The organism is Bradyrhizobium sp. MOS003, from assembly GCF_003020125.1.
GTDB lineage: Bacteria > Pseudomonadota > Alphaproteobacteria > Rhizobiales > Xanthobacteraceae > Bradyrhizobium.
Map to the genome: position 1 here is coordinate 596,876 of NZ_PYFW01000003.1, position 12,686 is coordinate 609,561.

12 protein-coding genes are annotated in these 12,686 nt (G+C 65.0%); all 12 read left to right on the top strand.

Features of this window, described 5'->3' with window-relative positions; all coding sequences use genetic code 11:
• The first annotated feature begins 47 nt into the window (after positions 1-47).
• The gene (locus C7G42_RS17625; RefSeq protein WP_106950206.1) at positions 48-269 is read left to right on the top strand and encodes a hypothetical protein; all 222 of its coding nucleotides are present in this window, start codon (positions 48-50) and stop codon (positions 267-269) included.
• A 111-nt stretch (positions 270-380) separates the two neighbouring features.
• A complete protein-coding gene (locus C7G42_RS17630; protein WP_106950207.1) occupies positions 381-1,439 on the top strand; it encodes a YeiH family protein in 1,059 nt (352 codons plus the stop codon).
• A gap of 97 nt (positions 1,440-1,536) precedes the next feature.
• On the top strand, positions 1,537-2,709 hold the full coding sequence (locus tag C7G42_RS17635; RefSeq protein WP_106950208.1) for a fumarylacetoacetate hydrolase family protein: 1,173 nt from the start codon (positions 1,537-1,539) through the stop codon (positions 2,707-2,709).
• Positions 2,710-3,127: 418 nt separating this feature from the next.
• Positions 3,128-4,093 carry a galactofuranose ABC transporter, galactofuranose-binding protein YtfQ gene (gene ytfQ / locus C7G42_RS17640; protein WP_106950209.1) on the top strand — a complete coding sequence of 322 codons (966 nt, stop codon included), beginning with the start codon at positions 3,128-3,130 and terminating at the stop codon, positions 4,091-4,093.
• Between the two features lie 88 nt (positions 4,094-4,181).
• Positions 4,182-5,726: a sugar ABC transporter ATP-binding protein gene (locus C7G42_RS17645; protein WP_199580961.1), complete on the top strand. Its 1,545-nt coding sequence runs from the start codon at positions 4,182-4,184 to the stop codon at positions 5,724-5,726.
• Positions 5,723-6,715 (top strand): ABC transporter permease, encoded by a 993-nt coding sequence (locus C7G42_RS17650; RefSeq protein ID WP_106950211.1) that lies wholly within the window; start codon positions 5,723-5,725, stop codon positions 6,713-6,715. The genes C7G42_RS17645 and C7G42_RS17650 overlap by 4 nt, the downstream gene beginning before the upstream one ends.
• Positions 6,712-7,692: a galactofuranose ABC transporter, permease protein YjfF gene (gene yjfF, locus C7G42_RS17655; protein ID WP_106950212.1), complete on the top strand. Its 981-nt coding sequence runs from the start codon at positions 6,712-6,714 to the stop codon at positions 7,690-7,692. Before C7G42_RS17650 ends, yjfF begins: the two co-directional genes overlap by 4 nt.
• Entirely contained in the window at positions 7,689-8,465 is a 777-nt protein-coding gene (locus tag C7G42_RS17660) for a FadR/GntR family transcriptional regulator (protein ID WP_106950213.1), read from the top strand. The genes yjfF and C7G42_RS17660 overlap by 4 nt, the downstream gene beginning before the upstream one ends.
• The gene (locus C7G42_RS17665; RefSeq protein ID WP_106950214.1) at positions 8,462-9,388 is read left to right on the top strand and encodes a Gfo/Idh/MocA family protein; all 927 of its coding nucleotides are present in this window, start codon (positions 8,462-8,464) and stop codon (positions 9,386-9,388) included. Before C7G42_RS17660 ends, C7G42_RS17665 begins: the two co-directional genes overlap by 4 nt.
• Positions 9,389-9,390: 2 nt before the next feature.
• Positions 9,391-10,467 (top strand): aldose epimerase family protein, encoded by a 1,077-nt coding sequence (locus C7G42_RS17670; RefSeq protein WP_106950215.1) that lies wholly within the window; start codon positions 9,391-9,393, stop codon positions 10,465-10,467.
• Complete coding sequence (locus C7G42_RS17675) at positions 10,467-11,345, top strand: SMP-30/gluconolactonase/LRE family protein (RefSeq protein WP_199580962.1); 879 nt, start codon at positions 10,467-10,469, stop codon at positions 11,343-11,345. Before C7G42_RS17670 ends, C7G42_RS17675 begins: the two co-directional genes overlap by 1 nt.
• 73 nt (positions 11,346-11,418) lie before the next feature.
• Positions 11,419-12,492 carry a multiple monosaccharide ABC transporter substrate-binding protein gene (gene chvE, locus C7G42_RS17680; protein ID WP_106950216.1) on the top strand — a complete coding sequence of 358 codons (1,074 nt, stop codon included), beginning with the start codon at positions 11,419-11,421 and terminating at the stop codon, positions 12,490-12,492.
• Positions 12,493-12,686 lie beyond the last annotated feature (194 nt).

Here is a 12,686-nt window from a genome sequence, read left to right on the forward strand (position 1 = left end):
AACGGGAAACGACGACATTCCCATCAGAAATTGATGGATTGACGGTCATGGAACGCACTGGATTTGAGCCTTTCGGCGAGCAATTGGTGTCCGCGACGGCGGATAACCAGCCGAAGTCGCGTGCGTCGAAGCTGCTGCTGCGGGTCGGCACCGGGCTGTTCTGGTCGCTGGTGGCCGGAATCGTGCTGGCGCGTGCGGCATTCTTCGAGCCAGGCGTCTATGACGGGTTCAGCCGGGTGGCCTCGCTTGCCAAGAGCCTGATCTTCTGAGGCCGATTATTCCGGGTTGAGGACAGAACTTCTCTCGGCCCTGATATGTCGAAAACTTATTCCCCATTGGGCCGGCGCTGCGTATAAATCTTTCTCCCTTGGGAGAGATTTGTGTCGCAGAATCAAGCATCCAGCCCGGCCGATGCGAAGCCGGCCACCGCCGCGAGCCGCATTTTCGCGCTGATTCCAGGCATCCTCCTCTGTATCGCCGTCGCGGGCGTCTCCGCTCTGCTCGAAAGGGCGGAGCTTGGCGTCTTCGAGCATCCCTATGTCGAGGCGCTGGTGATGGCGATCCTGCTCGGGATGGCCCTGCGTAGCTTCTGGAAACCCGCGCCTCGCTGGCAAGCCGGCATTGCCTTCAGCGCAAAGCAGCTTCTCGAAGTCGCCGTCATGCTGCTGGGGGCCTCGATCAGCTTCGCCGCTATCGCGGCTTCCGGCGTCGCGCTGCTGGCGTCGATCGCAGCTGTCGTGGTGATTGCGCTGTGCGTCTCCTTCGGTCTCGGCCGGATGCTGGGCCTCTCGACGCGGCTGTCGATCCTGATCGCCTGCGGCAACTCGATCTGCGGCAATTCGGCGATCGCCGCGGTGGCCCCGATCATCGGTGCCACCAATGACGAGATCGCATCCTCGATCTCCTTCACCGCAATCCTCGGCGTGATGATGGTGCTCGGCCTGCCGCTGCTGATTCCGCTGTTGCAATTGTCTGCCACGCAATACGGCATCCTCGCCGGCCTCACGGTTTATGCGGTGCCGCAGGTCCTGGCCGCGACGGTCCCGGCCGGGCTCGTCTCGACGCAGATCGGCACGCTCGTGAAGCTGATGCGCGTGCTGATGCTCGGGCCGGTCGTCGTCGGCCTGTCGCTCGCGGCGTCACGCTGGCAGGGCGATGCCAAGAAGACCAATGTCGGCTTCTTCCGACTCGTGCCCTGGTTCATCCTCGGCTTTCTGGCGCTGGCGACCCTGCGTTCCCTCGAAATCGTGCCAGGGACTGTGGTCGGTCCGGTGACCAAGATCACGAGCTTTCTCACGGTGGTGTCGATGGCGGCCCTCGGACTCGGCGTCGACGTCCGCGTGCTTGCCAATGTTGGCGGGCGGGTGACGGCCGCGGTGACGCTGTCCCTGATGCTGCTGCTCGGCATCAGCATCGCCTTGGTGCACTGGTTCAAGTGAGCGCCGCGGTCTCTGGACTTCCCCTGCCAGACGTTTATTGGTCTTCGCTAATGTGATCGGCTGCGGCTGATCTGAGAAACAACGAGGGCGCGCGGCCATGACGACATTGTCGGTGAAAGACCTTCTCCCCGAGGACGGAACACGCGGCACACTCGCCGGTCGCGTCTGGCTGCCGCAGGCGAACGGTCCGGCCGTGGTCGCCGTCCGTGGCGACGGCTTGTTCGACGTTACCGCAAGATTTCCGACCATCAGCGCGCTCTGCGAAGAGGACAACCCGGCCAAGGCCCTTGGCCTGACCAAGGGCGAGCGGATCGGCGATCTCGACGCCATCGTGGACAACACGGCGCCGGACCGGCGCGATCGCCAAAAACCGTGGCTGCTTGCGCCCGTGGACCTGCAGACGCTGAAGGCTGCCGGCGTCACCTTTGCCATCTCGATGCTGGAGCGCGTGATCGAGGAGCGCGCGAAGGGCAATCCGGCCTCGGCCGAAGCGATCCGCAAGGAAGTGACGCGGCTGATCGGCGATGATCTCTCCAAGCTCAAGCCAGGCTCCGACCAGGCGATGCATTTGAAGCAGGTGCTGATCGATCAGAACGCCTGGAGCCAATATCTCGAGGTCGGCATCGGCCCCGATGCGGAGGTCTTCACCAAGGCGCCGACGCTGTCTTCGGTCGGCACCGGCATGGATGCCGGCCTGCATCCGAAATCGACCTGGAATAACCCGGAGCCGGAGCTCGTGCTGTTCGTGTCGAGCCGCGGCAAGATCGTCGGCGGCGCGCTCGGCAACGACGTCAATCTGCGCGACTTCGAGGGCCGTTCGGCGCTGTTGCTGTCGAAGGCCAAGGACAACAACGCCTCCTGTGCGATCGGACCGCTGCTGCGCCTGTTCGACGACAGCTTCACGCTCGACGACGCGCGCAAGCTCGACATCAGCCTGAACGTGAAAGGAGCGGACGGCTTCGTTCTCGACGGCCATTCCTCGATCAGCAAGATCAGCCGTGATCCGACCGATCTGGTCGAGCAGACCATCGGCAAGGTGCATCAATATCCCGATGGCTTCGTGCTGTTCCTCGGCACGATGTTCGCGCCGGTCAAGGATCGTGATGCGCCGGGGCAGGGGTTCACCCACAAGCGCGACGACATCGTCACGATCGCAGCGCCTCAACTCGGCAAGCTCGTCAACCGCATGCGCACCAGCGACGAGTGCGAACCCTGGACCTTCGGCATCGGTGCGCTGATGAAGAACCTGGCGCAGCGGAAGCTGATTTAACGCTTTACGTCCGGCTCTGACCTCCCACGCGAAGGTCTATGAGGCGTCACGCCCTGGTTTGTGCCGCCTGCGCGGCCGAAGCCGCTTCGGCGAGGCGAAGGGCGCGGGCATCCACGTTTTTTGTCACGCGAGGTGAGGCGTGGATGGCCGGGACAGGCCCCCGGCCATGACGGTGTCCGTGTCTGCACCCACCTGCAATCTCTCTCATCTTCCCGTTGCATCGCTGGAACAAAATCGCGCCTGGCGTGTCTTAGAAACGCTCCCTGCTGCTTGGCGCGTCTTGCTCCGAATAGTCAAATAATATGACTAGTCGGAACTCATCTTCCATGAAATAGTCTCTTCCGCCGCCTCAAAGGCAGGCCTGAGGGTGCCATGCTACCAATCGGCGCCCCGGATAACATCTTGGGAGACTCGCCTGATGATCCTCAAAGCCCTCTTTGCGGCCAGCGCCACGGTCGCCTTGCTGCTCGCGCTGCCGGCGAATGCTGCCGAGCTCACCATCGGCTTCTCGCAGATCGGATCGGAGTCCGGCTGGCGCGCGGCCGAGACGTCGGTCTCCAAGCAAGAGGCCGCCAAGCGCAAGGTCAATCTCAAGATCGCCGACGCGCAGCAGAAGCAGGAAAACCAGATCAAGGCGATCCGCTCCTTCATTGCGCAGAACGTCGATGCGATCTTCCTCGCCCCCGTGGTCTCGACCGGCTGGGACTCGGTGCTGAAGGAGGCCAAGGAAGCCAAGATCCCGGTCGTGCTGCTCGACCGCGATATCGATCCCTCCGGCAAGGAGCTTTATCTCACCGCCGTCACCTCCGACAGCGTGCATGAAGGCGAGGTCGCCGGCGACTGGCTGGCCAAGACAGTCGGGGCCAAGGCCTGCAACATCGTCGAGCTGCAGGGCACGGTCGGCGCCAGCGTCGCCACCAACCGCAAGAAAGGCTTCGACACCGCGATCGCCAAGCACGCGAACCTGAAGGTGGTGCGCAGCCAGACCGGAGACTTCACCCGCGCCAAGGGCAAGGAGGTGATGGAAAGCTTCATCAAGGCCGAGGGCGGCGGCAAGAACCTCTGCGCCGTCTACGCACACAACGACGACATGATGGTCGGCGCGATCCAGGCGATGAAGGAAGCCGGTCTCAAGCCCGGCAAGGATATCCTCACGGTCTCGATCGACGCGGTCCCCGATATCTTCAAGGCAATGGTTGCCGGCGAAGCCAACGCCACGGTGGAGCTGACGCCGAACATGGCGGGCCCGGCGCTCGATGCCGTCGCAGCCTTCAAGGGCAAGGGCACGGTTCCGCCGAAATGGATCCAGACCGAGTCCAAGCTCTATACCGCAGCCGACGATCCGCAGAAGATCTACGACAGCAAGAAGGGCCTCGGTTACTGAGGCGATCGATCCCCCTTCGAAACCGCTGCACGAACGACTAGGCTGGGTGTCCGCTTCAAAGGCGGGCACCCGTGGGAGTGAATTTGCCATGCAGAACAGCCCCGATCCTGCTCTGCCCCTTCTCGAGGTACGCGGGATCAGCAAGAGCTTCGGCGCTGCCCGCGCGCTGCAGGAGGTCGACTTCACGCTGCGCGCCGGCGAGATCCATGCGCTGCTCGGCGAGAACGGCGCCGGCAAGTCCACGCTGATCAAGGTCGTCACCGGCGTGTTTCCGCGCGATGCCGGCATCGTCAGGATCCGCGGTGAAGCGATCGCGCCGCGTTCGGCGAAGGCGGCGGTGGCTGCGGGCATCGCCACCGTCTATCAAGAGGTCAATCTGCTGCCGAACCTCTCGGTGGCGCAGAACCTGTTTCTCGACCGCCAGCCGATGCGCTTCGGCATCGTGCGCGAGGGCGAGATGCGCCGTCGCGCCAAGGCGCTACTCGCGGATTTCGGCCTCGATATCGACGTCGCCGCGCCGCTCGGCAATTATTCGGTGGCCATCCAGCACGTTACGGCGATTGCCCGCGCGGTGGATCTCTCCGCGCGCGTGCTGATCCTGGACGAGCCGACCGCGAGCCTCGACCGTCACGAGGTCGAGATCCTGTTCGGCATCATGCGCCAGCTCGCGAAACGCGGCATCGGCATCGTCTTCGTCAGCCATTTCCTCGACCAGGTCTACGAGATATCCGATCGCATCACGGTATTGCGCAACGGCCGCCTGGTCGGCGAGCGCGAGACCGCCTCGCTGCCGCGGCTCGAGCTGATCCGGCTGATGCTCGGCCGCGAATTGGCCGAGACCACCAGCGCGCGCGCATCGGCGGGCGAGCACAGAGTGCGCGAGGTCTGCGCGAGCTTCGAGAATTACGGCAAGGCCGGCTATGTCGCCCCGTTCAATCTCGAGCTGCGCCATGGCGAGGTCGTCGGCCTCGCCGGCTTGCTCGGCTCGGGGCGCACCGAGACGGCCCGGCTAGTGTTCGGCGCCGAGCGCGCCGATGGCGGGAAGGCGAGGGTGGAGGGGGCGCCCGTGCGGCTGCAGTCGCCTCGTGATGGCGTCCGCCACGGCTTCGGCTATTGCCCGGAGGAGCGCAAGACCGACGGTATCGTCGCCGAGCTCACGGTGCGCGAGAACATCGTGCTCGCGCTCCAGGCCAAGCGCGGCCTGCATCGCCCGCTGTCGCGCCGCGAGCAGGACGAGATCGCGCGCCGCTACGTCAAGATGCTCGACATCCGTCCGCCCGATCCCGAGCGCCCCGTCGGCCTGTTGTCCGGCGGCAACCAGCAGAAGGTTCTGCTGGCGCGCTGGCTCGCGACCTCGCCGCGGCTCCTGGTGCTGGACGAGCCGACCCGCGGCATCGACGTCGGCGCGCATGCCGAGATCATCCGCCTGATCCGCGATCTCTGCAACGACGGCTTGTCGCTGCTCGTGATCTCTTCCGAACTCGACGAGATCGTGACCTATTCCGACCGCGTCGTGGTGCTGCGCGACCGCGCCCATGTCGAGGAACTCGCGGGCGAGGCGGTCGATGTCGGCAACATCCTCGCGGCCATTGCCGCCGATAGCGTCGCTGTTGCGCTTGAGGCCCACACATGACAGCGCTGTTGCCGCGCCGCGGTCTCGCCCAGATCCTCGCATTGATCGTCATCCTTGCGGTCGACCGCGTGGTGTCGCCGCAATTCTTCGACCTGCGCCTCCAGGACGGGCGTCTGTTCGGCAGCCTGATCGACGTGCTCAATCGCGGCACGCCGGTGGCACTGCTCTCGCTCGGCATGGTGCTGGTGATCGCGACGCGCGGCATCGATCTGTCGGTCGGTGCGATCATGGCAATCGCGGGTGCGATCGCGGCGAGCCTCGCCGACACTCACAGTCTGGCCGTGGTTCTGGCGGCAGCGCTCGGCGCGGGCTTGATTTGCGGCCTGTGGAACGGCTTCCTGGTCGCGGTGCTCGGCATGCAGCCGATCGTGGCGACGTTGATCCTGATGGTGGCGGGACGCGGCATCGCCCAGCTGATCACCGAGGGGCGCATCGTGACCTTCTCGTCGCCCGATCTGGTCTGGCTCGGCAACGGTGCCATTCTCGGCGTGCCCGTGCCGGTCGCGATTGCGCTCGGCATGCTCATCCTGACCGGCGCGGTCGTGCGCGGCTCCGCGCTCGGGCTGCTGGTCGAGGCGACCGGCGGCAATGCGCGTGCGAGCGAGCTTGCCGGCGTCGGCACCCGTGCGATGATCCTGTCGGTCTATGTCTGGTGCGGCGTCTGCGCCGCGCTGGCCGGCGTGATCGCGGCCGCCGACATCATGGGGGCGGACGCCAACAATGCCGGCCTCTGGCTCGAGCTCGATGCGATCCTGGCCGTTGTGATCGGCGGCACTTCGCTGTTCGGCGGCCGCTTCAGCCTCGTGCTCGCGGTGCTCGGCGCGCTGATCATCCAGACGATGAACACCGGCATCCTTTTGTCCGGCTATCCGCCGGAATTCAACTTGCTGGTCAAGGCGGTGGTGGTGCTCACGGTGCTGTTGTTGCAATCGCCGAAGCTGACCGGTTTTGCCGGCATCGCCGCGCGGCTGCGGAGGACGAAGGCATGAGAGGCCTGCCGCCTGCCCTCATCACGGCGATCGTGCTCGTTGCGGGCTTCGCAGCCTGCGCGGTGCAGTTTCCCAACATCGCCTCGACCCGCGTCGTCGGCAATCTCCTCACCGACAACGCTTTCCTCGGCATCGTCGCGGCCGGCATGACCTTCGTCATCATCTCCGGCGGTATCGATCTCTCGGTCGGCTCGGTGATCGGCTTCACCACCGTCTTCGTTGCGCTCGCGATCGAGCGCTGGGGCATGCCGCCGCTGGTTGCTTTCGTCGCCGTCCTCGCACTCTCGGCGGCCTTCGGTGCTGCGATGGGCGCGGTGATCCATGTCTTCGATCTGCCGCCGTTCATCGTGACGCTGGCGGGGATGTTCCTGGCCCGCGGGGCAAGCTTCCTGCTCTCCACCGAATCCATACCGATCACCGCGCCGCTCTATTCCACCGTGTCGGACTTCGCCTTGCGATTGCCGGGTGGAGGACGGTTGACGGCGATCGCGATCATCATGCTCGTGATCGTGACCGGCGGCGCCTTGCTGTTGCATCTCACCCGGTTCGGCGCCAACGTCTATGCGCTCGGCGGCAGCCGGGCGACCGCGAGCCTGATGGGCGTTGCCGTCGGCACGATGACGGTGAAGATTTACATGCTGTCGAGCCTGCTCGCAGGTATCGCCGGCATCGTCTTCTCGTTCTACACCAGCGCCGGCTATTCGCTCTCGGCCGTCGGCGTCGAGCTCGACACCATCGCCGCCGTCGTGATCGGCGGCACGCTGCTCTCGGGCGGGCAGGGCTCGGTGATCGGAACTTTCCTCGGCGTGCTGATCCAGGGCCTGATCCAGACCTACATCAATTTCGACGGCACGTTGTCGAGCTGGTGGACCAAGATCGCGACGGGAATCCTGCTGTTCGGCTTTATTGCCTTGCAGCAGGGACTGGTCGCGCTGGCCCGTCGGCCGTTGACGAAGCGCGCGGGAGCTGCCTCATGACCTCGCGCATCGTCGTCATCCCGACGCGGCGGGCCCACTCCAACCATGCGGAGGTAGCTCGCTCGATCGGCGTCGACATCATCGCCGGCCGTTATGCGGAGGGCACGCGCCTGCCGGGTGACGCCGAGATGATCGCGATGTTCGGCGTGTCGCGGCCAGTGCTGCGCGAGAGCGTGAAGACGCTGGTCGCTAAGGGGCTGCTCACCACCAAGGCGCGGGTCGGCACCGTCGTGCGCGAGCGCGGCGCCTGGAACATGTTCGATGCGGACGTGCTGGCCTGGCATCTGGATGCCGGCATCGACAAGCGTTTCCTCAACGACCTCGCCGAGATCCGTCTCGCGGTCGAGCCGCGCGCGGCGATGCTGGCGGCCGCGCAGCGGTCGGAGGAGGATCTGACCGAGCTTCGGCGCAGCATGGAGCGCATGCGGCTCGAAGCGTCCGACTCGGTCGGCTTTGCCGATGCCGACCTCGCGCTTCACGTCGCCGTGGCGGGAGCCTCCGGCAATTTGTTCATGCGCTCGATCGGGCACGTCATCGAGGCCGCGCTTCGTGCCTCGTTCCTGCTGAGTGCGCCGGTCGAATTGGAGGACCGCGACACGGTGCTGCTCTGGCACCAGAAGATCGTAGATGCGATTGCGGCCGGCGATGCCGACGCCGCCTCGGAGGCGATGGTCCATGTCATTCACAACGGCATGCGCCGCCACGATGGTACGGTGACCGACACCGTTCCGGCCGCGGCGTTGCCATCCGTGCAGTCCGGAGAGAGATCGTGACCGAACTTCGCATCGCCATCGTCGGCTTCGGCAAGATCGCACGCGACCAGCATGTCGGTGCGATCGCCGCGGTGCCGGGCGCGACGCTGACCGCAATTGCCAGCCGCAACGCCTCGCTGCCGGGGCTGCCGCATTTCGCCACCATCGAGGAACTGCTGGAAAAGGGGCCGCCGATCGATGCGGTTTCGCTCTGCACGCCGCCGCAGGTGAGGCGCGCCCAAGCCGCCGCGGCGCTCGCTGCCGGCAAGCATGTCATGCTGGAGAAGCCGCCCGGCATCGGTGTTGCCGAGCTCGATCCGCTGATCGCGATGGCGGCAGCGGCAAAGCGAACGCTGTTTGCGACCTGGCATTCGCGCCATGCGCCGGCGGTCGAGCCCGCGCGAGAATGGCTCGCGGCGCGACGCGTCAAATCGGTGCACATCAGCTGGAAGGAAGATGTTCGCGTCTGGCATCCCGGCCAGAGCTGGATCTGGGAACCGGGCGGCCTCGGCGTGTTCGATCCCGGCATCAACGCGCTGTCGATCCTGACCAAAATCCTGCCCAAGCCCGTGTTCGTCACCGCAGCCGAGCTGGCGTTTCCCGCCAATTGCCAGGCTCCGATCGCAGCGAGCCTGACGTTGACCGACATCGACGGCCTGCCTGTCACCGCCGAGTTCGATTTCCGCCAGACCGGGCCGCAGAGCTGGGATATCGCTGTCGAAACCGAGCAGGGCCGGATGACGCTGTCCGGCGGCGGCAGGCACATGGCGATCGAGGGCAAGACCGTTGCCGAGGCGCCCGACGAGGAATATCGGGAGCTTTACCGGCGCTTCGTTGCGCTCGCCGCGACCGGCGCAAGCGATGTCGATCTGGCACCGCTTCGACTCGTCGCCGACGCCTTCTTGCTCGGCAAGCGCACCGTCGTCGAACCGTTTGTGGATTAGACATGGCCGCATCAAAAATCACGAAAGACGTCTTTGGAACGCTGCCCGACGGCCGCGAGGTCGAGCGCATCGTGCTGCGCGGCGAGGGAGGTTTCGAGGCGCGCATCATCACCCATGGCGCGGTGTTGCAGGCGCTGATCGCGCCTGATGCGAAGGGCCGCCACGACGACGTCGTGCTCGGGCATGACGCGTTCGCAGGCTATCTTGCGGAACGAAAGTTCTTCGGCGCCACCGTCGGCCGCTACGCCAACCGCATCGCGAAAGGACAATTTTCGCTCGAGCGCGAGACGGTGCAGCTTGCCGTCAACAACGGCCCGAATGCGCTGCATGGCGGGCTCGATGGATTCGATCGCAAGCTATGGCAGGTCGCGGAGATCGACGATGGTGCGGCGCCCGCGGTGACGCTCACCTACACGAGCCCGCATGGCGAGGAGAATTATCCCGGCAAGCTCGACGTGTGCTTGAGCTATCGCGTCACCGGCCCGACCGAGCTGTCTCTGACCATGGAGGCGCGGACCGACCGTCCCACCATCGTCAACTTGACCAATCACAGCTTCTTCAATCTCGAAGGCGCGACGTCGGGTACGCCCATTCTCGACCACACGCTGACGGTCGCCGCCGAGCATTTCCTCGCCATCGACCCTACCGCCATTCCGCTGCCTGGACCGCCGCGCAGCGTTGCCGGCACGCCGTTCGACTTCCGCGAGCCTCGGGCTGTTGGCGAACGGATCCGGCAAAGCGATGAGCAATTGCGCAACGGCAGAGGTTACGACCACACCTACTGCCTTGCCCGCGACGGCAAGCTCACGCTCGCGGCGCGGCTGGAGGCGCCGCGCTCCGGGCGGATCATGGAGCTGTTCACCGACCAGCCCGGCTTGCAGGTCTATTCCGGCAATTATCTCGACGGCACGATCTCGGGGAAGGGCGGCAAGCTGATCCGGCAGTCGGACGCCATGTGCCTCGAGCCGCACATCTGGCCCGACGCGCCGAACCGGCCGGATTTCCCGAGCCCGCGCCTCGATCCCGGCCAGGTCTATCGTCACCACACGGTCTATCGCATTGCAGTGAGGACGCCCTGATGGAACAGGTCCCAACCTCAATTCTCTCGAAAGATCCCTGCCATCTCGGCGAGGGGCCGACTTATGACGCGACCACCAATACTGCCTGGTGGTTCGACATTCGCGAGGGACGTTTGTTCGAGGCGCAGCTCGGCAGTGGTGCGATCCGCGTCCACGCGCTCGGCCGGATGGCGAGCGCACTTGGGCGCATCGACGCCGAACGGCAGTTGATCGTCGCCGAGGACGGGCTCTATATCCGCACGCTCGCCGACGGCGCGATGACGCCGTTCCTTCCGCTCGAGGCGGACAATCCCGACACGCGCTCCAATGATTGCCGCGTGCACCAGTCCGGCACGTTCTGGATCGGGACCATGGGCAAGAAGGCCGAGCCGAAGGCAGGCGCAATCTACGCGCTCCATCGCGGCAAGATCTCGACTTTGTTTCCCGGCATCAGCATCCCCAATTCAATCTGCTTCTCGCCGGATGGCGGCATTGGCTATTTCACCGACACAACGCGCGCCGTGCTCTACGCCGTGCCGCTCAATCCCGCGACCGGTCTGCCGCGCGGCGAGCCGGAGGTGTTGCTGCGCCACACCGGCATCGGCGGCCTCGACGGCTCGGTGTGCGATGCCGACGGGAACATCTGGAGTGCCTGCTGGGGCGCGAGCCGGGTCGATGTCTATTCTCCGCATGGCGAGCGTCTGCGCTCACTGAGTGTGCCGGCGACACAGGCGAGCTGCCCCGCTTTCGTCGGCCCCGATCTGTCGCGTCTCCTCGTCACGTCGGCCTGGCAGGATATGGATGCGGCCGCACGCGCCGCCGATCCGCAAGCCGGTTGCACCTTTCTACTAGAGGCATCCGCGCGCGGTCGCGCGGAGCCTGACGTCAAGCTCGCATAGGAGACACGATAGCCGTCTACGACCAAGTTCTCGACGACATCAAGAAACAATCTGGCACCCAAGGGAGTGAAACATGCTGAAACTGAAGACGACATTCCTCGCGCTGGCCCTGGCCGGCGCCGCGACGATGGCCACAGGCCTCACCGCCTCCGCCCAGGACAAGGCTACCGTCGGCATCGCGATGCCGACCAAGTCCTCGGCGCGCTGGATCGACGACGGCAACAACATGGTCAAGGTGCTGAAGGAGCGCGGCTACAACACCGACCTGCAATATGCCGAGGACGATATCCCGAACCAGCTCTCGCAGGTCGAGAACATGGTGACCAAGGGCGCGAAGGCTCTGGTGATCGCCGCGATCGACGGCACCACGCTGTCCGACGTGCTCAAGCAGGCCAAGGCAAAGGGCATCACCGTGATCGCCTACGACCGCCTGATCCGCGGCACGCCCGACGTCGACTATTACGCGACCTTCGACAATTTCCAGGTCGGCGTCTTGCAGGCGCAGTCGATCGAGCAGGGCCTCGGTCTCAAGGACGGCAAGGGTCCGTTCAACATCGAGCTGTTCGGCGGCTCGCCCGACGACAACAACGCCTACTTCTTCTACAACGGCGCCATGAGCGTGCTGAAACCCTATATCGACAGCGGCAAGCTGGTGGTCGCCTCGGGCCAGATGGGCATGGACAAGGTTGCGACGCTCCGCTGGGACGGCGCCACCGCCCAAGCCCGCATGGACAATCTGCTCAGCGCCTACTACGGCAACAAGAAGCTCAACGCCGTGCTTTCGCCCTATGACGGCATCTCGATCGGCATCATCTCCTCGCTGAAGGGCGTCGGCTATGGCAGCGCCGATCAGAAGATGCCGATCATTTCGGGTCAGGACGCCGAGGTGCCCTCGATCAAGGCGATGCTGCGCGGCGATCAGTATTCGACCATCTTCAAGGACACCCGGGACCTCGCCAAGGTGACCGCCGACATGGTCGACGCCGCGCTTGCTGGCAAGCAGGTTACGGTCAACGACACCAAGACCTACGAGAACGGCGTCAAGACCGTGCCGTCCTATTTGCTCAAGCCGGTCGTGGTCTACAAGGACAATTGGGAGAAGGTTCTAGTCGAGAGCGGCTACTACAAGAAGTCGCAGTTCCAGTAGGCTCTCTTTCCTCTCCCTCTCCCCGTTCTTGCGGGGAGAGGGTTGGGGTGAGGGGCTCTTTCAACACGGGCAGTATCGGTTATGCACTTCGTCATTGCGAGCGCAGCGAAGCAATCCAGTCTGCCGCTGCGGAAACGGTCTGGATTGCTTCGCTGCGCTCGCAATGACGATGCCGCTATACTCTGAGGACGTGA

Bases quoted from the DNA above. Each gene is read 5' to 3' on its own strand.
- C7G42_RS17625 (WP_106950206.1), top strand. From the start codon at position 48: ATGGAACGCACTGGATTTGAGCCTTTCGGCGAGCAATTGGTGTCCGCG.
- C7G42_RS17635 (WP_106950208.1), top strand. From the start codon at position 1,537: ATGACGACATTGTCGGTGAAAGACCTTCTCCCCGAGGACGGAACACGC.
- ytfQ (WP_106950209.1), top strand. From the start codon at position 3,128: ATGATCCTCAAAGCCCTCTTTGCGGCCAGCGCCACGGTCGCCTTGCTG.
- C7G42_RS17645 (WP_199580961.1), top strand. From the start codon at position 4,182: ATGCAGAACAGCCCCGATCCTGCTCTGCCCCTTCTCGAGGTACGCGGG.
- C7G42_RS17650 (WP_106950211.1), top strand. From the start codon at position 5,723: ATGACAGCGCTGTTGCCGCGCCGCGGTCTCGCCCAGATCCTCGCATTG.
- yjfF (WP_106950212.1), top strand. From the start codon at position 6,712: ATGAGAGGCCTGCCGCCTGCCCTCATCACGGCGATCGTGCTCGTTGCG.
- C7G42_RS17660 (WP_106950213.1), top strand. From the start codon at position 7,689: ATGACCTCGCGCATCGTCGTCATCCCGACGCGGCGGGCCCACTCCAAC.
- C7G42_RS17670 (WP_106950215.1), top strand. From the start codon at position 9,391: ATGGCCGCATCAAAAATCACGAAAGACGTCTTTGGAACGCTGCCCGAC.
- C7G42_RS17675 (WP_199580962.1), top strand. From the start codon at position 10,467: ATGGAACAGGTCCCAACCTCAATTCTCTCGAAAGATCCCTGCCATCTC.
- chvE (WP_106950216.1), top strand. From the start codon at position 11,419: ATGCTGAAACTGAAGACGACATTCCTCGCGCTGGCCCTGGCCGGCGCC.